This window comes from Bradyrhizobium sp. BWC-3-1, assembly GCF_032917965.1.
In the GTDB taxonomy this organism is placed as follows: Bacteria; Pseudomonadota; Alphaproteobacteria; order Rhizobiales; family Xanthobacteraceae; genus Bradyrhizobium; species Bradyrhizobium canariense_D.
In genome coordinates this window covers 8,423,793-8,447,775 of record NZ_CP136625.1, presented here as the reverse complement: position 1 = coordinate 8,447,775, position 23,983 = coordinate 8,423,793, and the positions used below count along the sequence as shown (strand labels likewise).

Here is a 23,983-nt window from a genome sequence, read left to right as displayed (position 1 = left end):
AGCGCTTGGCGAGATGCGCCGTCTCGGCTAATCAGAGCGGGCGCAAGCTGCGCATCCGCGGGCGTAGTTCAATGGTAGAACGGCAGCTTCCCAAGCTGCATACGAGGGTTCGATTCCCTTCGCCCGCTCCATCCTTTAGTTCGGCAGGCTCCGCAGAAATTCCACGATCGCCGCGTTCACCTCCGCCGGCCGTTCCTGCTGCGTCCAGTGTCCGCACCCCGGTAGCATCTTGATCTCGCGTAATTGCGGCACCCATTGCTTCATGTTGGCAACGTGCTCGGCGGCGCCAGGGAAGGCCATGACCATGTCGTAGTCGCCGGCGATGAAGAGCGAGGGCACGACCACCTTGACGCCCTCGAAGGCGCCCATCAGCTCCCAGTTGCGATCGATGTTGCGATAGTAGTTGAGCGGTCCGCGAAACCCACTATGGGCAAATTCGGCGCCGTAATAGTCGAGGTCCGCGCTGCTCAGCCACGACGGCAGCGGCACCTGCACCTTCGGCAGCATGCCGTCCTTGCGAGAGACCATGCCGACACCGGCGGTCCGCCCTTGACGCTCGGCATTGGCGCGGATCACCGCCGCGCCTTCGCCGGAACCGCCATAGAGCATCGCGCCGAGCGTTGCGCGCGTATCCCTTTCGAATTCTGCTTCGGCGACACCCGGCTCCTGGAAATACAGTTGATAGAACTGCGCATCCGCCGTCTGTGGCATTACGCTCGTCGGCCGCACCGGACTGCGTGGTCGATAGGGCACGCTAAGAATGGCGGCGGCGCGGAAGCGGTCGGGCCGCAGGCGCGCCGTGTGCCAGGCGATCGTCGCGCCCCAGTCGTGCCCGACGATGACGGCGTCCTTCGCCTCGAAAGCGTCGAACACGCCGACGAGGTCGCCGACCATGTGGAGGATCGTGTACTGGTCGATGGCTTCGGGCCGGTCGCTCTTGCCGTAGCCGCGCATGTCAGGGGCGACCGCGCGGAAACCGGCTGCCCCCAGCGCCTCGAGTTGGTGACGCCAGGAGTACCAACCTTCCGGAAAGCCGTGGCAGAGCAGCACCATCGGCCCCTTGCCCTGCTCGGCGACGTTGAGGCTGATGCCGTTGGCCTTGATCGTCCGCTGCGTCGGTTCGCCCATGTCGCCGCCTCCCGGTCATCGTCGTTGGGTCTATCCTAGTCGGCCCTATAGGCTCCGCAAAGTTTCTAATATATTGGCCCCTCGCTTCCGGCACGCACGCATCGCCCAGCTTAAGCTTCTCGCGGCCATGATGGGTGCGGTCCTCGTGTCGGCAATGTTCGGATCAGAGACCAGGACCTGCAAAGAAAATGGACCAGCAGAAACTCGATCGCGCGATCGGTCGTCGCTTGAAGACGCTTCGGACGCAGGCCGGCATGACGCTGAATGAGCTTGCCGCGCGCTCCGGCGTCAGCCGGGCCATGATCGGGCGGGTGGAACGGGCGCAGAGCAGTGCGACGGCTGCGCTGCTGGGAAAACTCTGCGCCGCGCTCGACGTGTCGCTCAGCGACGTCGTCGCGCTGGCCGAAAAGCCGCCGGAGCGGCTGGTGCGGCTCGCCGACCAGCCGCACTGGCGCGATCCCGACAGCGGCTATCGCCGCCGTCACGCGTCGCCCACGGACGCGGCGAGCGGCATCGAGATCATCGTCGTCGATTTGCCGGCCGGTGCGCGGGTGCCATACAGCCCTTGGGGCCGCAATGCCTTCACCCAGCAGCTGCTGATGCTGGAGGGCGCCGTGCACATCGACGCCAAGGCGGTTCGCCTGCGCGAAGGCGACTGTCTCGACTTCGATGTGATGCGCGCGGTGATCTTCGAGAACGAGACCAGACAGGACGCGCGCTACGTCATCATCACGCGCCGCGGCGCGTCCTACGGCAAGATGTGAGACCGTGACGATGCAGATCCGCACCGGCGACACCTTTGATCCGCGCGTCATCGCGCTGCTCGATCATCACGTCACGGCGGCGCGGGCGCAGACCGCGCCGGGCAGCGCCCATGCGCTCGATCTCTCCGGACTGCGCGCGCCCGACATCGCGTTCTGGACCGGCTGGGACGGCGAGACGCTGGTCGCCGTCGGTGCGCTGAAGACGCTGTCAGCCGAGCACGGCGAGGTGAAATCGATGCACACGCTCCAGACCACGCGGCGGCGCGGCTTTGGCGGTGAGATGCTCCGCCACATCGTCACAGAAGCCCGCGCGCGCGGCATGGCGCGGCTCAGCCTCGAGACCGGCTCGTGGGACTATTTCAAGCCGGCGCTCGCGCTCTACCGGGCGCATGGCTTTGTCCTCTGCGGCCCGTTCGAGGGCTATGTCGAGGATCCCAACAGCCTGTTCCTGACCCTCGACCTGTCGGCCAGCCGATAGCTCAGGAGCGCGTCTCCTCGATCCTGTCGAGCACGCGCTCGGGGGCGATGTCGCGGCTTGCCTCCTCCAGATCCCGTTTCGAGTCGGGCTGGACATCGAGCCGCTCGGCCATCTGCGTAAGGAGGCGGGCAACCTTGGTCAATTCGTGCTCGGCGAGAAGGCTGATCTGGAGATCGAGATCGGCGCGCTTGTCCGCTGCTGCACTCATGCGGTTCTGCGAGATCAGCACGAATGTCGATAGGAAGATCGCCTCGACCGAAGCAATCATCGCCAGCACTACGAAGCTCTCGTCCCAGGCCGGGATTCCCGGCAGCCAATGCAGATTGGCGATGATCCAGAAGCCGAACACAGCGACATGGAGATAGACGAACGCCATGCTGCCGGTGAACGCCGTGATCGCATCGGCAAGCTTTTCCTGACCCTTGGCAGCGCGCTGCTCCCGGCGGCGGCGCTCGACCAGGGCCTGGATGTTGCGCTCGAGCGTCGGGCTCAATCCCTCGCCCGGATCATGGGTGATATCGTTATGCACAGGCGGCAACGGCGGACGGGAAAGGCTGTTCCTGGGCTGAGCTGCGGGAAAATGGCTGCCGCCTCTCAAAATGAGTTGCGTACCTCAAAACACCTCTGCTAGCCTTCAGCCATGGCCGAGACGCTCACCACGACCGCGCTGACGCTGAAGGACATCGCCCGCCAGGCCGGCGTCAGCCTCGCGACGGTGGACCGCGTCCTGCACAATCGGCCGGGCGTGCGGCCGGATACGGTCCGGCGCGTCAAGGAGGCGATCGAGCGCAATTCGTTCCAGCCGCACGTGGCCGCCGCCGAGCTCGCCCGCGGCCGCGCCCGCCGTTTCGCCTTCGTGATGCCGTCGGGGCCGAACCCGTTCATGCAGCAGATCCAGGATTATCTCGGTGAGATGTCGGGCTGGTTGTCGTCCCGCCGCCTCGGCGTCGAGACCGTCGCGACCGACGTGTTCGATCCGTCCATGCTCGCGGCATCCCTGGAAGGGCTCTCGGATGATTACGACGGTGTCGCTGTGGTGGCGCTGGATCATCCCAGGGTCCGCGCCGCGATCGACGATCTCGTCGATGCCGGCGCCAAGGTCGTGACGCTGGTCTCGGACGTGCCGTCGTCGCGCCGGCACCATTATGTCGGCATCGACAACATTGCTGCGGGGCGGACTGCCGGCGCGCTGGTCGGGCGGCTGGTCGGACAAAAGTCCGGCAAGGTCGCGATCGTCGCGGGCTCGCAGGGCCTGCGCGATCATGCCGAGCGCATTTTTGGCTTCAACCAGGTGATGGCGTCGGAATTCCCCGGCCTCAGCGTGCTGCCGGTGCTCGAAGGGCGCGACGAGGACGCGCGTTCGGAGCAGGTGTTGACGCGGCTGTTGAGCCGGCATGCCGACATCGTGGGTCTTTATAATGTCGGCGCCGGTACGCAAGGCGTCGCCAACGCGTTGAATGAAAAGGCGTTGAGCGATGCCAGTCGCGACAAGCAGGTGGTGTTCGTCGGACACGACCTCACCGCGTTGACGCGTCGGCTGCTGCTGCAGGGCGTGATGCATGCCGCTATCTCGCAGAACCCCGGACACGAAGCGCGCGCCGCCGTGCGCGTGCTGCTCGCGCTCGCCCGTGGCGAGCCGATCTTGCGCGAACAGGAGAAGATCAGGATCGACATCGTGATGCGGGACAATCTGCCTTAGCGGCAGGTGGAATTCAAAACGACCCGTTGCGGATAAGGCGACTTTGAGTTCGCGCACCGCAACAGGCGAAAGGGAGGACGGCGTGTATCTCGGAATCGACATCGGCACATCAGGTGTGAAAGCGGTGCTCGTGAGCGAAGCCGGCGCGGTTGTCGCGACGGCGGCGCGCGAGCTTGCGCTGTCGCATCCCGCGCCGCTGTGGTCCGAGCAGGATCCCGATGCCTGGGTCGATGCGGCGGTCGGCGCGGTCGACGATCTGGCCGCCCGCCATCCGCGCGAGGTCGCACGGGTGCGCGGCATCGGGCTATCCGGCCAGATGCATGGCGCGACGCTGCTGGACGAGGACGGACGGCCGCTGCGTCCCGCGATCCTCTGGAACGACGGCCGCTCGCACGCCGAATGCGTCGCGCTGGAGCGGCGCTGCCCGTCGCTGCACACGATCGCCGGCAATCTGGCCATGCCCGGCTTCACCGCGCCGAAGCTGCTCTGGGTCGCCAGGCACGAGCCGAAAATCTTCGCGCGGGTCGCAAAGGTGCTGCTGCCGAAGGCCTATGTCCGCTATCGCCTGACCGGCGAGATGGTCGAGGACATGTCGGACGCGGCCGGCACGCTGTGGCTCGACGTCGGTCTGCGCCGCTGGTCGCCCCTGCTGCTGCATGCCACCGGGCTCGATCTCCATCACATGCCACGCCTAGTCGAGGGCAGCGACGTCAGCGCGACGCTCGCGCCGGACTGTGCGCAACGCTGGGGCATGGCAAAGGATGTCGTGATCGCTGGCGGCGCCGGCGATAATGCCGCGAGCGCGATCGGGCTCGGCGCCATCGCGCCGGGCGATGCGTTTCTGTCGCTTGGCACATCCGGCGTGGTGTTCCGCGTCACCGATCGGTTTGCACCGGCGCCGGCCGCGGCGGTCCATGCGTTCTGTCACGCGCTGCCCGGCCGCTGGCATCAGATGGGCGTGATGCTGTCGGCGGCGGCTTCGCTGGCCTGGCTCGCGGGCGTGATGGAGACGCCGGCGCCAGCGCTGCTCGCGCCGCTCGGCGAGCGCGTCGATGGACCGAGTCCGGTCAAATTCCTGCCTTATCTCGACGGTGAGCGCACGCCGCACAACGACGCCGCCGCCAGCGGTGCCTTCGTCGGCCTGCGCGGTGCGACCGGGCGCTCCCAGATCGTTCAGGCGGTGCTCGAAGGCGTCGCCTTCGCCGCGCGCGACAATCTGGCGGCACTGAGCGCGGCGGGCGGGCCGCTTCCCGAGGTTGATCTCGTCGGCGGCGGCTCGCGCTCGCCGCTGTGGGCGCAGATCTGCGCCGATGTGCTCGGCATCCCCGTCCACCGCGTCGAGGAGGGCGAGGTCGGAGCGGCGCTCGGCGCCGCCAGGCTCGGACGGCTCGCCGCCACCGGCGAAGACGCGGCTGCGGTTTGCACCCGTCCGCGGCGGCTCGCGAGCTTTACGCCTCGCGCATCGGTCAGCGCGGCCTATGACGAGGCCTATCGCCGCTGGCGCGAACTTTATCCCGCGTTGAAGGAGTGTGCCTGAGTGACTGCGTCAGTGAAATTCTTCGATACAAGTGTACCTGTCGCCTTCGCCGGCGGAGATGCGGGCAACACGCCTGCCTTCCGCTGGTACGACAAGGACCGCCTCATCCATGGCCGCAGGATGGAAGACCATCTGCGCTTTGCGGTCTGCTACTGGCACTCCTTGTGCTGGCCCGGCGGCGATCCCTTTGGCGGCGAGACGTTAATGCGGCCCTGGCACCACGGCACCGATGCAATGGCGCAGGCGCACGCCAAGGCCGACGTCGCCTTCGAGTTGTTTCGCCTGCTCGACGTGCCCTTCTTCACCTTCCACGACGTTGATGCGGCGCCGGAAGGCAACTCGCTTGGCGAATCCGTCGCCAACCTCAATGCCATCGCCGATCTGTTCGAAGCGAAGATGGCCGCAAGCAAGGTGCGCCTGCTCTGGGGCACCGCCAATTTGTTCACGCATCGCCGCTACATGGCGGGTGCGGCCACCAATCCAGACCCGGAGATATTCACCTATGCCGCCGGCCAGGTCCGCGCCGCGCTGGAGGTGACGCACAGGCTCGGCGGCCAGAACTACGTGCTGTGGGGCGGGCGCGAGGGCTACGAGACGCTGCTCAACACCGATCTCAAGCGCGAGCTCGACCAGCTCGGCCGCTTCGTCTCGCTCGTCGTCGAGCACAAGCACAAGATCGGCTTCAAGGGACCGATCCTGATCGAGCCGAAGCCGAAGGAGCCGACCAAGCATCAATATGATTTCGACGTCGCCACCTGCTACGGCTTCCTCGCGCGTTACGACCTGCTGAAGGACGTCAAGCTCAACATCGAGCAGAACCACGCCATCCTCGCCGGCCACTCCTTCCATCACGAGGTCGCGCTGGCGGAGGCGCTGGGTGTGTTCGGCTCGCTCGACATCAACCGCGGCGACGATCTGCTCGGCTGGGACACTGACCAGTTCGCGATGAACGTGCCCGAGCTTGCCCTGGTGTTCCACGAACTCCTGAGCCGCGGCGGCTTCAGCTCCGGCGGGCTGAATTTCGACGCCAAGATCCGCCGCCAATCGATCGATCCCGACGATCTGATCCATGCCCACGTCGGCTCGATGGACGCCTGCGCGCGGGCGTTGCTCGCCGCTGCGGACATGCTCGACGCCGGCGTGCTCACTGGGCCGCTCGCGAAACGCTACGAGGGATGGGCCGGACCCGAGGGCCGCGCCATTCTCGGCGGCCAGCGCTCGCTTGCCGAACTTGCCGACCGCGCGCACGGCCCGGGCTTTGACCCGCAGCCGCGCTCGGGCCGGCAGGAATATCTGGAATCCCTCGTCAACCGCTACGTCTGAGGAAGGCCGCTGATGATAAATGCACAAGCGACACCGGTCCTCGAGCTGGCCGGCATCGGCAAGGAGTTCGGCGCGATCCGCGCGCTGCATGATGTCGACATGCAGGTCCTTCCCGGCGAGGTCGTCGGCCTGATGGGCGACAACGGCGCGGGCAAGTCGACGCTGGTCAAGATCATCGCCGGCAATTTCCGCCCCAGCCACGGCGAAATCCGCTTCGCGGGCAGCGCGGTTCATTTCAACCGGCCCATCGATGCCCGCGGCGTCGGCATCGAGGTGGTCTATCAGGACCTTGCGCTCGCCGACAATCTCACCGCAGCGGCCAACGTCTTTCTCGGCCGCGAGCTGAAGCGCAGGATCGGGCCGTTCGCGTTGCTCGACCACAAGGCAATGGCGGCGCGTGCGCTGGAGCTGTTCGGCGAGCTACGCTCGGAGACGCGCCCCGACGATCTCGTCAAGCAGATGTCGGGCGGCCAGCGCCAGGCGGTTGCGATCGCGCGGACGCGGCTCTCCAACGCGAAGCTGGTGATGATGGACGAGCCGACGGCCGCGATCTCGGTACGCCAGGTCGAGCAGGTGCTCGGCCTGATTCACCGGCTGAAGGAGCAGGGCGTTGCCGTGATGCTGATCTCGCATCGCATGCCCGACGTGTTCGCGGTGTGCGATCGAGTTATCGTCATGCGCCGCGGCGAAAAGCGGGCCGACAAGTCCATCCACCAGACCTCCCCCGAGGAAGTCACCGCCCTGATCACCGGCGCGAAGGAGGCGGCGTGATGGCCATGCCCATGGAATCTCCGATCACCTTCTCGAACATCGGCAAGATTAGATGGTGGCAGCGCGGCATTTTCGCGTCCCAGACCGGCTATGTCCTGCTCGCGCTGGCGGTGCTGCTGGTGGTCATGCATTTCGCCAGCCCGTACTTCTTCACCGAGGGCAACATGCAGAACGTGGCGAAGAATTTCTCCTTCATCGCTATCGCTACCCTCGGCGTCACCTTCGTGATCATCACCGGCGGCATCGATCTGTCGGTCGGCTCGATGATGTGCTTCTCCGCCATGATCACCTCGATGGTGATGACCGAGCTGTCGGCGCCCGGCTCGCCGGCGGGATCCCTGTTCGTGCACATGGCGGCCGACGGCAAGACCGTGCTCGCCAATGTCCCTGGCCTGATCCTGGTGGTCTCGCTCCTCGCCGGCCTCGGCGTCGCGCTGCTCGCCGGCCTCGTCAACGGCTTCTGTATCGCGGTGCTCGGCCTGTCGCCGTTCGTCACCACCCTCGGCATGCTCTCGATCGTGCGCGGGCTCGGCTATGTCGTCTCCAACGGACGGGGCAGCTTTCCCGGTGGGCCGGATGCCGGTTATTTCTACGCGCTCACCTCCGGCGACGTGCTCGGCGTGCCCGTGCCATTCATTTATCTGATCGTCCTCGCGCTGGCGATGGCCGTGGTGCTGCACCACAGCTCGTTCGGCCGTCACGTGTTCGCGCTCGGCGGTAACGAGAAGGCGGCCGAACTCACCGGCATCCCGGTCGTGCGGGTGAAGATCGAGGTTTATGTGATCTGCGCGCTCGCCGCAGGCCTCCAGGGCATCATCATCTCGGGCTGGCTCGGATCGGCGCCGGCCAACATGGCGACGTCCTACGAGCTCAACGTGATCGCTGCGGCCGTCATCGGCGGTGCCAATCTCGCCGGCGGCATCGGTGGTCCACTCGGCGCCATCGTCGGCTGCGTGCTGCTCGAGGTGATCCGCAACGGCCTCGTGCTCGCCCAGGTCAGCTCCTACTGGCAGCAGACGCTGGTGGGCGTGATCATCATCCTGGCCGTATTGGTCGACCGCATCCGCTCGCGGATGATCTGAAACGACGTCGTTCCGGGACGGCAACGAAAATGCCGCCTGTCCACTTCCCGGACGATCTTGAGAGGACAGGCGCCAAAGAAGGGTGGAGGAGACGATGAGGAAATTTCTACTTGCCGGCATCGCGGTGGCGATGATGGCTACGCCGGCGTTTGCCGCAAACTACCGGTTCGTGATCGTGCCCAAGGCGATGAACAATCCGTTCTTCGACTTCGCGCGCGACGGCTGCCTGAAGCGTGCCAAGGAGCTCGGCAATATCGAGTGCATCTACAAGGGGCCGGTCGAGCACGAGCCGGCGACGCAGGCCCAGATCATCCAGGACTTCGTCACCCAGAAGGTCGACGGCCTCGCCATCTCGGTTGCCGACGTCGCGGCGATGACCAAGTCGATCGACGCGGCGACCGCGGCCGGCATCCCTGTCATCACCTTCGACGCCGATGCGCCCGGCGCCAAGCGCATCGCCTATATCGGCACCAACAACAAGGAGTTCGGCGTCGCCCTCGGCAAGGAGCTCCTGAAGCTGCGGCCCGACGGCGGCAAATACGCCATGGTTTCGGGTGGTCCCGGCGCCAAGAACCTCGCCGAACGCGTTGACGGCGTGCGCGAGGCGCTGAAGGGCTCGAAATGGACCGAGGTCGCGGGCTCTCCAACGTTCTGCAACGACGATCCCGCGCTGGCGGTTCAGCAGATGACTGACATGCGTACCGCGACGCCCGACCTCGCCGCAATCGTTCCCATCGGCGGCTGGCCGATGTTCGCCCCCGAAGGCTTCAAGGCCTTCGCGTCCAGGTACAAGAAGGATATCGATTCCGGCAAGTTCACGCTTGTCGTGGCCGATACGCTGAAGATGCAGCTCGAGCTGTTGCGCGATGGCTACGCCAATGCGCTGGTCGGCCAGCGTCCGTTCGAGATGGGCGAGAAGGCGATGGACACGCTGCTCGCCATCAAGAAGGGCGAGAAGGTGCCGGAGATCGTTTATACCGGCCTCGATCTCGTGACCAAGGACAACGTTGCGCAGATGTTGAAGTAGGAGCGTCGCCAGCCCCGCGCTCCTGCGTGCCTCTCCCGCTTGCGCTTGTCGCAAGCGGGAGAGATGATTTTGGCTGTTGCGGAAGAGTGTTGAGGCAATGGGAATGAAAAGGTCGCGGCTCGGCTCGCTCGATGTCACCTCATTCGGCCTCGGTTCTGCCCCGCTCGGCGGATTGTTCACCCCCGTCAGCGATGCCGATGCGGCACTCGTCGCCCGCGCGCTCGCGCTCGACGAGCTCTGCCGCAAGCACGGCACCGAGCTGAAAGCCGCCGCGCTGCAGTTCTGCATGGCCCATCCGGCAGTCACGGTCGCCGTGACGGGCGGGCGCAATGCCGCGGAAATTGCCGACAACATCACGATGTTGGAGGCAGTGCCGGCGGCGTTCTGGCAGGAGCTGCGTGGGCGAAAATTCGTCGATGCCCGCGCGCCATTGCCGGGCGGAGCGTAAGGCATGATCGTCGACGCTCACCAGCATTTCTGGGATCCCGCGCGCGCCGACTATCCCTGGATGGACGCGCCCGAGCTCACGCCGATCCGGCGTGCCTTCGGTCCGGCCGATCTCGCGCCGCTCTTGAAAGCCAACGGCATTAACGCGAGCATCCTGGTGCAGTGCCGCTCCGCCCTGGCGGAGACCGAGGAATTCTTGCGGATCGCGGATGCGACGCCCTCGGTGATTGGCGTCGTCGGCTGGGCTGATCTGACCGACGCTGCACTTGGCGAGACGCTGGACCGGCTGCGCGCTTTGCCCGGCGGCGACAAGCTGGTCGGCATCCGCCACCAGGTCCATGACGAGGCCGATCCGGAGTGGTTGTTGCGCGAGGACGTCCAGCGCGGCCTCACGGCCGTGTTCGCGCACGATCTCGCCTACGATTTCCTGGTCCGCATCCGCGAGCTGCCGGCCGCGATCGCAACCGCGCAAGCGTTCCCGCAGGCGCGCTTCGTGCTCGACCACGCAGCCAAGCCGCCGATTGCCGATGGTGGAAGCGACGAATGGTCCAATGGCATCGCGGCACTCGCGGCGTGCGGCAATGTCTGGTGCAAGGTCTCGGGGCTGGCGACGGAAGCGGTTTGGAGCGACTGGAATGCGGAGCTGCTGTTCCCGTTCGTCGCGCACGCCGCGACATGCTTTGGCGAGGATCGCCTGATCTTCGGCTCGGACTGGCCGGTATGTCTGCTCGCGGGGAGCTATGGTGAGATCAAGGGCGCGCTGGAGGCCTGCCTGATGAAGCTCGGGCCTCAGGTGCGGGAGAAGGCGTTCGGCGTGAACGCGAAGGCTGCGTATCGGTTGGCGGTTGGTTGAAGCCGACAGCGCGCGTGTCGCTCAGTGTTCGTCCCCAAACACCCGATCCAGCGCGGCATCGTACGTCCTCTGCACCAGCTCCGGATGCAGCTTCGCCAGCGTCTCCATCATCACGCCGGAATTGATCTCGAGCACGCGCCAGACGCCGTCAACGTGCACGAGGTCGATCGAGGCGAAGGTGATGCCGATGGCCTTGGCGGCGTCGATGGCGAGCTTTGCGCAGGCTGCGCGAAGGTCGCCGTCCTGCATCAGCACGGGCTTTGCCCCTGCATCGAGATTGTGCCGCCAATCCGAGCCACGCTGCTTGCTGTAGACGACGAGTGGCACATCATCGAGCAGGACCACGCGAACTTCGTCCTCGATCACGGCATAGGGCGAGATCACGAGTCCGGCGCTCATCGAAAAGGCTTCGTCAGCGGCATGATCGAGCTCTGTTTCCGTCGTGACCCTGAAGACGGATCGTCCCGACGTCCCCTCGTTCGGCTTCACCACCACGCCTTGCGGATTGTCGTGAAGCAGCGCCAGCATTGCCTCTCGCCAGCCAACGCCGACAACCTTCTCGCCTAACTTGGGGTTGAGGAACAGGCGATGGGGAATGCAGGGCACGCCCTCGAGCGCCAGCACCTCGGCGGTGGCCGATTTGTCGTTGGCCAGTCGGTGCGCGATGGCGCTGTTGAGGCCGATGTCGTAGCCGAACGCGAAGTGGCGCTGCTCGCCCCGGCGCATCGCGAGCAGCCAGCCATCGGCGCGGACATCGAGCGCGATGCCATGGTTCGCGCAATAGCGCTTGATCGCCTGGACGATGATCCGCTCGCTGCTCGCCATGTGTCTCTGTTGTCTCTGTCGCCAGTCGCAGTCGCCAGTTCCAGTCGCTCTTGGCGCCAAAAGCCGGAAGAATCCGGGAAACGGCGCCAACCCGAGAAAATCAGAGCTATTCTTAATGAAATTCTCGCGAGCGGGGCGGAAATTAAGTGCTGTATTCGGGCCCCGGAGGGAAAAGAAATTGCCCTCCGCATACGCCGGACAGCAGATCCACTAATGATGCGATCATTTCCGCCGCAAATGCCGGTTTGACCGGCATCAATTGCATCCGGAACGAGGTTGATTATTGGTCTCAATGGCGTAGATCACACTCGCGAAATCCTCCGCCATGGCAATGGTGTCCGCTCCGCTTTCAGGGGCCGGGCAACGCTTTTGCCCTAAAACCGCAATTATTCGGAATATCGAAAATCATGAGCGCGTTTTACCGAGAGAAGGTTCTTTCCGTCCAGCACTGGACCGACACCCTGTTCAGCTTTCGCGCAACCCGCGATTCCGGCTTCCGCTTCCAGAACGGCCAGTTCGCGATGATCGGCCTCGAGGTTGAGGGCCGCCCGCTGCTCCGCGCCTACAGCATGGCGAGCGCTAATCACGAGGAAGAGCTCGAGTTCTTCTCGATCAAGGTTCAGGACGGCCCGCTGACGTCGCGTCTCCAGAAGATCAAGGAAGGCGACACCATCCTGGTCGGCCGCAAGGCGACCGGCACGCTGATCACCGACAATCTCATTCCCGGCAAGCGGCTGCTGCTGCTCTCGACCGGCACCGGCCTCGCGCCCTTCGCCAGCCTGATCAAGGATCCCGAGGTTTACGACCAGTTCGACAGCATCGTGCTGGTGCACGGCTGCCGCCAGGTCTCCGAGCTCGCCTATGGCGAGAAGCTCGTCGCCGGTCTTCGCGAGGACGAACTGTTCGGGGAGTTGCTCGCGGACAAGCTCATCTACTACCCGACCGTGACCCGCGAGCCGTTCAAGAATCGCGGCCGCATCACCGACCTCATCAGCTCCGAGCAGATCTTCAACGACATCGGCCAGGGTCCGCTCGACATCGCGACCGACCGCATCATGATGTGCGGCAGCCCGGCGATGCTCGAAGAGCTGAAACTGATGTTCGAAGGCCGCGACTTCGTCGAGGGCTCAGGCAACAAGCCCGGCCATTTCGTGATCGAAAAGGCGTTCGTCGAGCGGTAGGCCCTCTCGGTCTCGTCCTGGCAAAAGCCAGGACGTTTGCCTGAGTAAAGCGCCTTGACCGGTTAATGCCCGTCCCTCCCGAGCCCTGCTGCACCGCAAAAGCCCGCCCATCGGGCTGATTGATTTGTCCCCGCCGAATTCGCTAGCGTGAAACAACCGCCGCGTCATATCCGTATGACAGGCGCGGGCGTATCGTACCGCCTCATGCTGGCGAGAGGATGGGAATCGTGGCCGACGAGAACAAAACGCAGGAATCGCCCAACCCGTCGGTCAAACGGCTGCCGCTGGCGGAAGAGGGGATCATGGAAACCCTGCTGCTGCCATTCTCTCCGCGCTTCATCGTCCTGACGATCTGCGCGGTGGTCACGGCGCTGCTGACCGGCATCGGATTTGCCGATGGCAAGATCTTCGACATCCTGCTGATCCCGATCCTGATCTTCGGCGCGCTGACGGCGCTTGGCGTCCGCGACCTCATGCAGAAGGGCCACGCCGTTCTGCGCAACTACCCGATCTCGGCCCATATCCGGTTTTTGCTCGAAGAGATACGCCCGGAGATGCGGCAGTATTTCTTCGAGAGCGAGAAGGACGGCATGCCGTTCTCGCGCGACATCCGTGCGGTGGTCTATCAGCGCGCCAAGATGCAGCTCGACAAGCGTCCGTTCGGCACCCAGGAGGACGTCTACCGCCAGGGTTATGAGTGGATGCATCACTCGGTCTCGCCGAAGACGCATGCCGAGGAGAAATTCCGCGTCACCATCGGCGGCCCGGATTGCGCCAAGCCGTATTCGGCTTCGGTATTCAACATTTCCGCCATGAGTTTTGGCGCGCTCAGCCCGAACGCCGTGCGCGCGCTGAATGCCGGCGCCAAGAAGGGCGGCTTCGCGCACGACACCGGCGAGGGCGGCTTCAGCCCCTATCACGCGGAGATGGGCGGCGACATCATCTGGGAGATCGGTTCGGGCTATTTCGGCTGTCGTCATCTCGACGGCGCCTTCGATCCCGAAGCCTTCGCGCGCGTCGCGACCCAGGACCAGATCAAGATGGTCGAGCTCAAGATCAGCCAGGGCGCCAAGCCCGGTCATGGCGGCGTGCTGCCGGCGGCGAAAGTCTCGGAGGAGATTTCCAAGATCCGCGGGGTCGCCATGGGCGAGGATTGCATCTCGCCGGCCTCGCATCGCGCCTTCTCGACGCCTGTCGGCATGATGAAGTTCATCGGCGAGATGCGAAAGCTCTCCGGCGGCAAGCCGACGGGCTTCAAGCTGTGCATCGGTCATCCCTGGGAATTCCTGGCGATCTGCAAGGCGATGATCGAGACCGGCATCTATCCCGACTTCATCGTTGTCGACGGCAACGAGGGTGGCACCGGCGCCGCGCCACTGGAGTTCATGGACCATCTGGGCATGCCGATGCGCGAGGGCGTCAGTTTCGTCCACAACGCGCTGATCGGCATCAACGCGCGCGACCGCATCAAGATCGGCGCCTCCGGCAAGATAGCCACCGCGTTCGACATGGCGCGCGCCATGGCGATCGGCGCGGACTACTGCAATTCGGCGCGCGGCTTCATGTTCTCGCTCGGCTGCATCCAGTCGCTGAGCTGCCACACCGACCGCTGCCCGACCGGCGTCGCGACGCAGGACCCGACGCGGGCGCGCGCACTCTATGTGCCGCTCAAGATCGACCGCGTGCACAATTATCACCTGGCGACGCTGCACTCGCTGACCGAGCTGATCGCCGCGGCCGGTCTCGAACATCCGCAGCAGCTGCGCCCGATCCACTTCTCCCAGCGCACCTCGACGACGGACGTGAAATCCTTCGCGCAGCTTTATCCGTCGCTGCGTCCGGGCGAACTGCTCGAAGGCACCGAAGACCCACGCTTCCGCGACGCCTGGCGGATGGCACGGACGGAGACGTTCCAGCCGGCGCTGTAGGACGCCGGTCCACTTGCAGGGCCGCGGCCGCGCGCGCAAAAGCATCGCGAGGGGGTGCGTTTAACGTTTGATTCAACTTTGGGTGTAGATTGTTCCCATGGACGAGCGGCGCGACAAGGCAAGGCATCGCGTGCTGAAGGCCGGAACGATCGAGTTCGGCGGCGGCGGCGCGATCGACTGCACTATCCGCAACCTGTCAGATACCGGCGCCGCGCTCGACGTCAGCAGTCCCGTCGGCATCCCCGACCATTTCAGCCTGCTTGTGCAGGCCGACGGAAAACATCTCGCCTGCACCGTGATCTGGCGCAAGGAAAAGCGGATCGGGGTGAGGTTCGGGTGAGGGTCTAGAGCTTGGCGCAAGCTCTAACCACAAACTCCGCCGTCGTCCCGGACAAGCGCCAGCGCAGATCCGGGACCCATACCGCGTGATCTGTCGATCATGCGCAGACAGCAGCACCGCGCAACTACCAGTCTTCGCCAAGCTCAATCCTGTGGCTATGGGTCCCGGATCTGCGCTCCGCTTCGCTGCGCTTGTCCGGGACGACGAGAGTGGCTCACCCCGTCTCTACTTCGCTCCGCCGGCTCGCCAGAATCTTGTCGATCCTCCGCCCGTCGAGATCGACCACCTCGATGTGCCAGTCGCCAAAGTCGAAGGCGTCGCCGACATCAGGCAGCACGTTGAACTGTTGCAGCACGAGGCCGGCGACGGTGTTGTAGCGGTGCGGCGGCAGTTCGATGCCGAGCAGCTCGCCGAATTCGTCGACCGGCATCCAGCCTGAGACCAGCAGCGAATCGTCCGCGCGCTTGACGTAGGCCGGTTCCGGCGGGCCTTCCTCGGAATGGAAGGCGCCGACAATGGATTCCAGAATGTCAGCCGTCGTCACGATGCCTTCGAAGGCGCCGTATTCGTCGTAGACGAGGCCGACATGCACCGGTGCAGCCTTCAGGATCGCCAGCACGTCGCGGGCATCGGCCGAGGCGGGAATGCCGGGCGCCTCGCGGACCAGCACGCGCAAATCCGGCGTGCGCTCGTTCATGAAGGCCACAAGCAGGTCCTTGGCCTGAAGCACGCCAATCGGCTTGTCGCGGTCGCCGTCGGACACCGGAAAGCGTGAATGCGGACTCTTGGCGATGGTCGCTTGAATGCTTTCCGGCGTATCGTTCAGGTCGATCTCGTTGACCTCCGTGCGCGGCGTCATAATCGCGCCGACCGGCCGGTCGCCGAGCCGCATCACGCCCGCGATCATCTCCTTTTCACCTGACTCGAGCACGCCTGCGTTTTCGGCTTCGCTGACGAGGTGATGGATCTCATCTTCTGACACTTTTTCTTCAGACTTGCCGCCATGGCCGAGCAGCGTGAGGATCAGCTTGCCGGAGAGATCGAGCAGGAAGACCAGCGGCAGCGAGACCTTCGCAAGCACGTGCATCGCGGGTGCAACCCTGACCGCGATGCTCTCGGGGTCGCGCAGCGCCACCTGCTTCGGCACCAGCTCGCCGACGATCAGGGTGGCGTAGGTGATGAGCGTGACGACCAGGCCCACTCCGACGATGTCGGCAATTCCTGCGGACAGGCCGAGCTCGAGCAGCCATTGCGTCAGCCGCTGTCCGAGCGTCGCGCCCGAGAACGCGCCGGAGAGCACGCCGACCAGCGTGATCCCGATCTGCACCGTCGAGAGGAATTTGCCGGGATCGGCCGCGAGCGTCAGCGCCCGCTCGGCGCCGCGGACGCCCTTGGCGGCGAGCATCGACAGCCGGGCCGGGCGCGACGAGACTACGGCCAGCTCGGACATGGACAGCAAGCCGTTGATGACGATCAGGACGACGACGATGGCGAGTTCGGCGGAGAGCATTGATGTTCCGAGGTAAGGGAGTGTGGCGCGGATGGCCGCACAGGTCTTGATATAGGTATTCGAGGAAGAAATGCCGATGATTCTGTCCCATCGGGCATCGCGAAGGAACTTCGGCGACCCCGTCCCCGAAGGCACTCCCCAATACCCCGCGGAACTACGGGCATGCCGTTGCTTAACGGGCTCTTAGCGGCCACCAGCTAGGTTCTCGGCATTTGCAGGAATGTATTCGGGGATCAGAATGCGGATCGGGAAGCTCTTTGCGCTGTCGATGCTGACGGTGACGGTGTTTGCAGTCATCCTTGGCGCCGAGGTGCTGATACCCCAGGCGCGCATCTTCACGAACCGCTCCGATGCGATCAAGACGGTCGAGGCCTTCGGTGCGACCCTGATGGTCAGTCAGCACGTTGCCGGCCTTCGTGCTCCCTACATTTCCCCGATCTTCCAGGAGAATTCTGCGACGCAGGTCCAGATCGAAGCCGCCGCAAAGGCGGCGAAAGCGGTCGATGGCGCGTTCGAGGGGGCAAGGCGCGCCATCATGGTGCTGGATGATTCCGGAGCGATGATCGAAAACCTGGACCGTACTGCGCGGCGGCTCAAGGATATCATCACGGCGGCAGATCGCGCGATGAGCGTGCCCCTGGCGACGCGCGACGGCGCTGTAATCAAGGGCTTCCTTCCAGGCGTTGCCGAGGTCATCGGCAATATCGAGCCGATCATGAACCGGCTTGAAGCCAAGGTCATCAATGCCGATTCCTCGCTTGCGGCGCTGTTGAGCCTGGCGCGAACGGCGCAGGATCTGCGCGTCTCGGCCGGCAGCCGCGCCGCCACGCTGTCGCCGGCGCTGAGCGCTCGCCGACCGCTCACGGCGGCCGAATTGTCGCTGATGGATCGGATGCAGGGACGTGTCGAGGCCGACCGCGAGCGCATCGAGGCCGGCATCGACCAGCTCGGAAGCCCGCCCCGGATCGCCACCGCGCTGAAGGCGGCGACGGATTCCTATTTCGGGAAAGCAGCCGCTGCCGTGGACAAGGAGATGCCCGCGGCACGTGGCGACGGCAAGTACGGCATCAATGCCGAAGAGCTGGCCAACATCATCGTCCCCGCCATCCAGATGTTCTACGGCGTCCGCGATGCCGCGCTGGCGGAAGCTGCCGAGCGCGCCTCGGCCGCGCGCGACGGCGCGCTGGCGATGCTCGCGCTCGCGGGCGTGGCGGTGCTGGCGCTGCTGGGGACACTCGGTGGCGTGACGATGATGTTGCGCAGGCGCGTGGTGACGCCGCTCAGCCGGCTCGCGGACGTGATCGCAACTCTTGCCGCCGGGCAGCACGAGGTCGAGATTCCCGTGACCGGCCGCAATGACGAGATCAGCCAGGTGGCGGGCTCGCTCCAGCACTTCAAGGATTCGCTCTCCGCCAAGAAGGCCGCCGATGAGGCCGCCGCGGTGGAAGCCGAGGCGAAGCTCCGGCGCAGCCAGCGCGTGGACCAGATCGCACGCGATTTCGAAGCGTTGATCGGCGACGTCATCAACACCGTGTCGTCGGCATCGTCGGAGCTGGAAGTGTCGGCGGGAACGCTGACGAGCACCGCCGATCAATCGGAAAAGGTCACCGCGACCGTTGCAGCCGCCTCCGAGCAGGCCTCCAGCAACGTGCAGACCGTCGCCGCGGCCGCGGAGGAAATGGCGTCCTCGGTCGACGAGATCAGCCGGCAGGTCCAGGACTCCGCGCGGGTGGCCGGCGAAGCGGTGCAGCAGGCTGCGCGGACCAACGACTATGTCGGCGAACTCGCCAAGGCGGCCGGCCGGATCGGCGACGTGGTCGAGCTCATCAGCCAGATCGCGGGCCAGACCAATCTTCTGGCGCTCAATGCAACGATCGAGGCGGCGCGCGCCGGCGAGGCCGGGCGCGGCTTCGCCGTGGTCGCCTCCGAGGTCAAGGCGCTCGCCGAGCAGACCGCCAAGGCCACCGGCGAGATCAGCCAGCAGATCACGGGAATCCAGAGCGCGACGCAGGATTCCGTCGGCGCCATCAAGTCGATCGGCGACACCATCACCCGCATGTCCGAGATCGCATCGGCGATCGCCTCCGCGGTCGAGCAGCAAGGCGCGGCGACGCGGGAGATTTCCCGCAACGTGCAGCAGGCGGCACGCGGCACCCAACAGGTCTCCGCCAGCATCGTCGACGTGCAGCGCGGCGCGAGCCAGACCGGATCGGCCTCCTCCACCGTGCTCGCGTCAGCGAAGTCGCTGTCCGGCGAGAGCGGCCGCCTCAAGGTCGAGGTCGGGAAGTTCCTGGACGCGATCCGGGCTGCGTAAGTCACGTAGCCGGAAGCGCTCAGAACTCGCCGTGTAGCCGCCCGGAAAATACCGACACCGGGCCGCGATCGGCGTTGTAGGCGGGGTTGACGATCAGCTGGTAGTCGGCAGTGAGGGTGAGACTCTTGTTCAGCGCATAGGCGTAATAGGTTTCGAGGATGCGCTCGCGGCGGTAGTTGAGCGCGCCGTCGCCGATGAGAACACCGAGGCCGCCGGCGGCCAGGAAGTCGCGATAGTCCTGCGAGATGGCATTGATGGCGCCGCCGACGCCGATCACGTCATCGGGCCGGCCCCATTTCGTGCCCTTGATCGAAAGACCGCCAGACAGGCTGCGGTGAATGTCGGTGAAGGCCAGCGTCTCGGTCTTGCCGTCGTTCCAGCTCCAACGGCCGAACAGACCGACATCCTCGGTGATCGCCTGCTCGAGGTTGAGCACGTAGCCATACTTCAGACGGCCGCGCCGGGTCTGCGCGATGTCGAGGTTGAGCGCGGGATTGTCCAGCGTCTCGCGGAAGCTGCCCATGTTGGCGCTGTCGAGCCAGCCTATGGTCCTGAGCTTGCCGGGTTGGCCAAGCAGGGAGAAGCGCGTTTCGAGCTCGAGCACGTACTGGCCGCGCTCGCCGACCCTGGTGTCGAAATGATTCGAATTGGACTCGGCGACCATCAGGAAGTAGCCGCCGCGCAACGCCCACTGCTTCTGATTCAGCTCGGCGGTGACGCCGTAGGTGAGGCCGACCTTGTCGGCGGAATAGTCGAAGGCGCCTGGCGCCCACAGCGACCAGTTCATGAAGTCCTTGCGGGTGTCCTTGGCGTAGGCGTTGCCGTCGAACACGTCGATCACCGGGAATTTGCCGGCCTGCACCGTGAGCCTGGATACGTCGACCTTCTGTCCGAGCTGCAACTGGCCGCTCGCGAGCTCTTCCTGCTCGCCGCCAAAGCCGAATGTCTGGCGCACGAACAGGCGCGATGTGTTGTAGTGCGGATAGGGGAAGTTCGACTTCTGCGCCTCGCCGTTGGGGAAACCGGCCGCGCCGACCGTGTCGTTCAATCCAAATCCCTGCAGCAGTTCGGGATTGTAGTAGACCTCGCCGCCGTCCCACAGCTTTGCGTTCAGGAACAGGCTGTTGCTCCAGGTCGCCTTGGCCTGCCTTGATGGCGAGAGCGAATTCGGCCCGGTGTAGAGGGCGGGGAACGACGGGTAGCCTTGCGGCAGATAAGTGCTCTGGCCGTGGATCTCCCAGCGATCCGATTCGGTGTCGATTAGCGAGCCGATCCCCAAGCTCTTGGGATTGTAGCCCGGCATGCCCGGCCAATCGACCTTGCGGTTGAGGCCGAGCCGGATCGTTTGGAAGTCGAGCGACGACGAATTGTATTGGGCACCTGTGGAGAAGGCGACATTGGCGCCGTCGAAGCGGCTATAGAGATATTCGAGCCGTGCGCTCCAATGCGGCGCAAAGCCGTATTCGATGCCGGCACCCGCGATCCAGCCGGGCCGCGTGTTCAGGATTTTCGGGACTGCTTCGCCTGCGGCCGGCGTGTCGAAATAGCGCTCGCCCATCCATGCAAAGCCGCCGGTGGCGTAGACCAGCCAGGGACCGCTGGTGTAGCCGACGCGGCCGCGCAGGCTCGCAGTGTAGTCCCATTGCTGCGTGACGGTGTTGGCGGGTGTCGCCAGGAAGGACACGATCGAGTTGGAAGTGATGTAGTTCGGAAACGAAAAATCGCCTTCGACGCCGAGGAGCCAGCCGGAATTGAGCCGGTAATTGTAGCCGGCCTGCACGCCGCCGATCATGCCGCTGAAGACGCCGCTGTCGCTAATGCCTGTGCCGTCGTTCAGCGCGAAGCGCGACGAGCCGAGGCTGTAGCCGGCATGCGCACCGATGTAGAGGCCGGTCCAGTCATAGACGGCCTTCAGCGCCGGTGCCTTCAGCGGCAGATCAGCCGCGCGGCTGCTGGCGGGCAAAGTCAAGACGCCCGTGGCAATCGCCGCGGCCGTTCGCAAATACCTGTAACGGTGACCCCTCAACGTCAAAACGCACGCCCCCAAAGCGAGTGTGTCCACTCGCCGCACTATCCCTGCCGATTCGCGGCGACCCTGTCATCAGGATTAGGTGCTCCGCGATCGGTCGAGATGATCTCGATCCGGCGCGATTTCTTCCCAAGCCCCTGAGTCTCTGGAAACCTTATTGCGATTAATTCGCAGTAGCAACTAGTGCGGATTGTCGCAGGAGATGGTTCGCACCGCGATGTGACGGGACTGCAACAAATTCCAAGGTCCAAAACGGTTGACCCCGCCCGGGGGGACATCCGGGCGGGGTCGGGGGCACGACACGGGGTGGATGAGGCGCCCGTGTCGGACGCGGGATCCACGTGAGATCGGCCTCAGGGACTCAAATCAGAAGCAGGTACGCACGCGGCCGACGTACTGGCCAAAGGCGTTGTACTGGGCGGCCCAGCCGCAGCGGTGATAGCGGTTGTAATAGGGATCGTTGCTGGCGGCGATCGCGGAGCCGACGACGGCGGCGGTGGCGATGCCCAGGCCGACACCGACGCCCCAGCCGAGCGGCTTGGCTTGCGCCTGCGAGGTGGTGGCCACGACGCTGCCGGTCAGGGTGAGCGCGGTGAGGGCAACTGCGAAAATCTTGGTCTTAATCGACATGTGAAACTCCATCCGGGTTGAGGCGGTCCCTTGTGGCCCGCGTACCGAGTTGGACGGAGGCTCCGCGCGTCCGGTTCGAACTCGGCAAAGGCGGAGCTCGAGTCTGGCTCTTTCCTGAATGATTCCAGAAGGATGAGCGCTAGCCGAGCGGGCCTTTTGCGAGCCTGTTCACGTCGAAGTTATCAACCTCGGCAAGCAGCTCGCAAAAAGCGCGGGCGCCCTGGTCGATCAGCTGCTCGCCCTTCGCGGCCACGGCTAGCGTCGCGTTGCCGGCGGCGCCGCTCGCGTGGAGATCCTGCGCCTGCCAGGCGAACGGCGCGGGTCGCTGCGTCGACAGCCAGCGATATTGCTGCTCCATCGCGATGCTGCTCGCGGGAAAATTCGCGATCGCATCCATGCGCACCCGATCGGGATAGCGCGCCAGCATGATCGAGGTTTCAATGGCGCCGCCGTGGATGCCGTGGCGCACTTCGTCGGCCGGGAACAGCTTGTCCGCGCCCGACAGCCGCGACCACGACGTCGTCACCACGAACAGTTTCCGATGCGCGCGAAGATCCTGCGCGACCAGCATCATGGCCGCGCTGTTGCCGCCATGGCTGGTGACGATGACGAGCTTCTTCACTCCGCGGCGCGCGACGTCCTCGCCAATCGCGGTCCATTTTTTCAACGCGATGTCAGTCGGCAGCGTCTGCGTGCCCGGATAGTCGATATGCTCGGTGGAAATCCCGATCGGTTCAACGGGCAGGAAAGTGGCCGGAGCGCGCTCGGGCAGGAGCTCGCGCACGCGCGCGAGATAGGCGTCCGCGATCAGCACGTCGGTCTCGAGCGGCAGATGCGGGCCGTGCTGCTCGGTCGCGGCCAGCGGCAGCACCGCGATCCAGCGCGAAACCTCCGCGAGGCTGGCATCGGCCCAGCGAATCTCGGTCCAATCGCGGGAAGGCGTCATCAAGGTTTCTTTGCCCGAATTTGTCGCGTAATTTAGGGTATCAGGGGACGCGGGCCAGGCCGGCTCGCGTCCCCGAATGTCTTGCGGTTTTATCGCGTTGCTTGGACATCGGCTAGAAGCGATCGACGGAGTCCCATCATGAGCCCCTCTCATCTGCGGCGAGCCTTAACGGCGGGCCTGATGGCCGCTTTCGTCTCGGTCGTCCCGGCCCGCGCCGAAACCCTGGACAAGGTCATGTTCGGCACCAATTGGGTCGCCGAGGCCGAGCATGGCGGCTTTTTCCAGGCCGTCGCCGATGGCACTTACAAGAAATACGGGCTGGACGTCACCATCGTGCCCGGCGGGCCCAACGAGAACAACCGGATGCTGCTGATCGCCGGCAAGATCGATTTCTTCATGGCCGCGAACACGCTGATGTCGTTCGACGCAGTCGCCAACAACGTCCCGGTCGTCACCATCGCCGCGGTGTTCCAGAAGGATCCGCAGGTGATGCTGACGCAGCCCGATGCCAAGGTCGCCAAGATCGAGGACCTCAAGCCGCTGACGCTGTTCGTCTCCAAGGAGGGCATGACCAGCTATTTCCAGTGGCTGAAGTCCGAATACGGCTTCAGCGAGAAGAACGTTCGCCCCTACAATTTCAATCCGCAGCCCTTCATCGCCAATCCCAAGAGCGCGATGCAGGGTTACGTCACCTCGGAGCCCTTCGCGGTCGAGAAGGCCGCGGGCTTCAAGCCCAACGTGTTGCTGCTCGCCGATTACGGCTTCAACACCTATTCGACCCTGATCGAGAGCCGCCGCGACGTCGTCGAGAAGAAGCCCGACCTGGTGCAGCGCTTCGTCGATGCCTCCATGGTCGGCTGGTACAATTACATCTACCGCGACAATTCAGCGGGCAACGCCATGATCAAGAAGCTCAATCCGGAGATGACGGACGAGCTGCTCGCCTATTCCGTCGCCAAGATGAAGGAATACGGCATCGTCGATTCCGGCGATTCGCTGAAGAACGGCATCGGCGCGATGAGCGACGAGCGCTACACCTCCTTCTTCAACAAGATGGTGAAGGCGGGCGTGGTGAAGGCGGACCTCGATTTCCGCAAATCCTATACGCTGCGCTTCGTCAACAAGGGCGTCGGCGCCGAGCTGCGCCCGAGCAAGCCGTAGCGCAGGGCCC

General features: G+C 64.9%; 21 protein-coding genes, 1 tRNA gene and 1 pseudogene. 16 read left to right on the top strand and 7 right to left on the bottom strand.

Features of this window, described 5'->3' with window-relative positions; translation table 11 throughout:
* Positions 1-57 precede the first annotated feature (57 nt).
* A tRNA-Gly gene (locus tag RX329_RS40380) sits at positions 58-131 on the top strand.
* A 4-nt stretch (positions 132-135) separates the two neighbouring features.
* Here RX329_RS40380 and RX329_RS40375 read toward each other — a convergent pair.
* Positions 136-1,128, bottom strand: coding sequence for an alpha/beta fold hydrolase (locus tag RX329_RS40375; RefSeq protein ID WP_085357441.1), 993 nt, complete (start codon positions 1,126-1,128; stop codon positions 136-138).
* A gap of 188 nt (positions 1,129-1,316) precedes the next feature.
* On the opposite strand from RX329_RS40375, the gene RX329_RS40370 reads away from it, so the two are divergent.
* Positions 1,317-1,892 carry an XRE family transcriptional regulator gene (locus RX329_RS40370; RefSeq protein WP_317245431.1) on the top strand — a complete coding sequence of 192 codons (576 nt, stop codon included), beginning with the start codon at positions 1,317-1,319 and terminating at the stop codon, positions 1,890-1,892.
* 10 nt (positions 1,893-1,902) lie between these two features.
* Positions 1,903-2,370: a GNAT family N-acetyltransferase gene (locus tag RX329_RS40365; protein ID WP_085384941.1), complete on the top strand. Its 468-nt coding sequence runs from the start codon at positions 1,903-1,905 to the stop codon at positions 2,368-2,370.
* 1 nt (position 2,371) lies between these two features.
* Here the strand turns inward: RX329_RS40365 and RX329_RS40360 are convergent, their stop codons facing one another.
* Positions 2,372-2,899, bottom strand: a complete 528-nt coding sequence (locus RX329_RS40360; protein WP_085349698.1) for a DUF1003 domain-containing protein — start codon at positions 2,897-2,899, stop codon at positions 2,372-2,374.
* Between the two features lie 111 nt (positions 2,900-3,010).
* On the opposite strand from RX329_RS40360, the gene RX329_RS40355 reads away from it, so the two are divergent.
* The 8 genes and pseudogenes from RX329_RS40355 (at position 3,011) to RX329_RS40320 (ending at position 11,109) form a co-directional block, all read left to right on the top strand.
* Positions 3,011-4,069, top strand: coding sequence for a LacI family DNA-binding transcriptional regulator (locus RX329_RS40355; RefSeq protein ID WP_085349699.1), 1,059 nt, complete (start codon positions 3,011-3,013; stop codon positions 4,067-4,069).
* Positions 4,070-4,151: 82 nt separating this feature from the next.
* Entirely contained in the window at positions 4,152-5,606 is a 1,455-nt protein-coding gene (xylB, locus tag RX329_RS40350; protein ID WP_085349700.1) for a xylulokinase, read from the top strand.
* Positions 5,607-6,929, top strand: a complete 1,323-nt coding sequence (gene xylA / locus RX329_RS40345; RefSeq protein WP_085349701.1) for a xylose isomerase — start codon at positions 5,607-5,609, stop codon at positions 6,927-6,929.
* Between the two features lie 12 nt (positions 6,930-6,941).
* Entirely contained in the window at positions 6,942-7,700 is a 759-nt protein-coding gene (locus RX329_RS40340; protein ID WP_085349702.1) for an ATP-binding cassette domain-containing protein, read from the top strand.
* Positions 7,700-8,782, top strand: coding sequence for an ABC transporter permease (locus tag RX329_RS40335; protein WP_018460100.1), 1,083 nt, complete (start codon positions 7,700-7,702; stop codon positions 8,780-8,782). The genes RX329_RS40340 and RX329_RS40335 overlap by 1 nt, the downstream gene beginning before the upstream one ends.
* Before the next feature lie 94 nt (positions 8,783-8,876).
* Complete coding sequence (locus RX329_RS40330) at positions 8,877-9,809, top strand: sugar-binding protein (RefSeq protein ID WP_085384955.1); 933 nt, start codon at positions 8,877-8,879, stop codon at positions 9,807-9,809.
* Between the two features lie 187 nt (positions 9,810-9,996).
* Positions 9,997-10,257 (top strand): annotated as a pseudogene (locus RX329_RS40325) (aldo/keto reductase); the annotation flags it as partial.
* 3 nt (positions 10,258-10,260) lie between these two features.
* Positions 10,261-11,109, top strand: coding sequence for an amidohydrolase family protein (locus tag RX329_RS40320; protein WP_085357439.1), 849 nt, complete (start codon positions 10,261-10,263; stop codon positions 11,107-11,109).
* Positions 11,110-11,130: 21 nt separating this feature from the next.
* Here RX329_RS40320 and RX329_RS40315 read toward each other — a convergent pair whose 3' ends face one another.
* Positions 11,131-11,934, bottom strand: coding sequence for a RimK family alpha-L-glutamate ligase (locus tag RX329_RS40315; RefSeq protein WP_085357438.1), 804 nt, complete (start codon positions 11,932-11,934; stop codon positions 11,131-11,133).
* Positions 11,935-12,341: 407 nt separating this feature from the next.
* On the opposite strand from RX329_RS40315, the gene RX329_RS40310 reads away from it, so the two are divergent.
* From RX329_RS40310 to RX329_RS40300, 3 genes are all read left to right on the top strand, one after another.
* Positions 12,342-13,115: a ferredoxin--NADP reductase gene (locus tag RX329_RS40310; RefSeq protein ID WP_018460095.1), complete on the top strand. Its 774-nt coding sequence runs from the start codon at positions 12,342-12,344 to the stop codon at positions 13,113-13,115.
* Between the two features lie 218 nt (positions 13,116-13,333).
* Positions 13,334-15,043, top strand: coding sequence for an FMN-binding glutamate synthase family protein (locus tag RX329_RS40305; protein WP_198957634.1), 1,710 nt, complete (start codon positions 13,334-13,336; stop codon positions 15,041-15,043).
* Between the two features lie 97 nt (positions 15,044-15,140).
* Entirely contained in the window at positions 15,141-15,383 is a 243-nt protein-coding gene (locus tag RX329_RS40300) for a PilZ domain-containing protein (RefSeq protein ID WP_085357437.1), read from the top strand.
* Between the two features lie 214 nt (positions 15,384-15,597).
* On the opposite strand, the gene RX329_RS40295 is transcribed toward RX329_RS40300, so the two are convergent.
* Complete coding sequence (locus RX329_RS40295; RefSeq protein ID WP_085349708.1) at positions 15,598-16,893, bottom strand: hemolysin family protein; 1,296 nt, start codon at positions 16,891-16,893, stop codon at positions 15,598-15,600.
* Between the two features lie 238 nt (positions 16,894-17,131).
* Here RX329_RS40295 and RX329_RS40290 point away from each other — a divergent pair, with 238 nt between their 5' ends.
* On the top strand, positions 17,132-19,207 hold the full coding sequence (locus tag RX329_RS40290; protein ID WP_085357436.1) for a methyl-accepting chemotaxis protein: 2,076 nt from the start codon (positions 17,132-17,134) through the stop codon (positions 19,205-19,207).
* 19 nt (positions 19,208-19,226) lie between these two features.
* Here the strand turns inward: RX329_RS40290 and RX329_RS40285 are convergent, their stop codons facing one another.
* The 3 genes from RX329_RS40285 to RX329_RS40275 all read right to left on the bottom strand — a co-directional run bounded on the left by RX329_RS40285 (position 19,227) and on the right by RX329_RS40275 (position 22,812).
* The gene (locus RX329_RS40285) at positions 19,227-21,209 is read right to left on the bottom strand and encodes a carbohydrate porin (protein ID WP_085357435.1); all 1,983 of its coding nucleotides are present in this window, start codon (positions 21,207-21,209) and stop codon (positions 19,227-19,229) included.
* A gap of 393 nt (positions 21,210-21,602) precedes the next feature.
* A complete protein-coding gene (locus RX329_RS40280) occupies positions 21,603-21,866 on the bottom strand; it encodes a hypothetical protein (RefSeq protein WP_085384943.1) in 264 nt (87 codons plus the stop codon).
* Between the two features lie 139 nt (positions 21,867-22,005).
* Positions 22,006-22,812 carry a creatininase family protein gene (locus tag RX329_RS40275; protein WP_085358543.1) on the bottom strand — a complete coding sequence of 269 codons (807 nt, stop codon included), beginning with the start codon at positions 22,810-22,812 and terminating at the stop codon, positions 22,006-22,008.
* A gap of 138 nt (positions 22,813-22,950) precedes the next feature.
* Between RX329_RS40275 and RX329_RS40270 the strand changes: the two genes are divergently transcribed.
* Entirely contained in the window at positions 22,951-23,973 is a 1,023-nt protein-coding gene (locus RX329_RS40270) for an ABC transporter substrate-binding protein (protein WP_026233942.1), read from the top strand.
* Positions 23,974-23,983 lie beyond the last annotated feature (10 nt).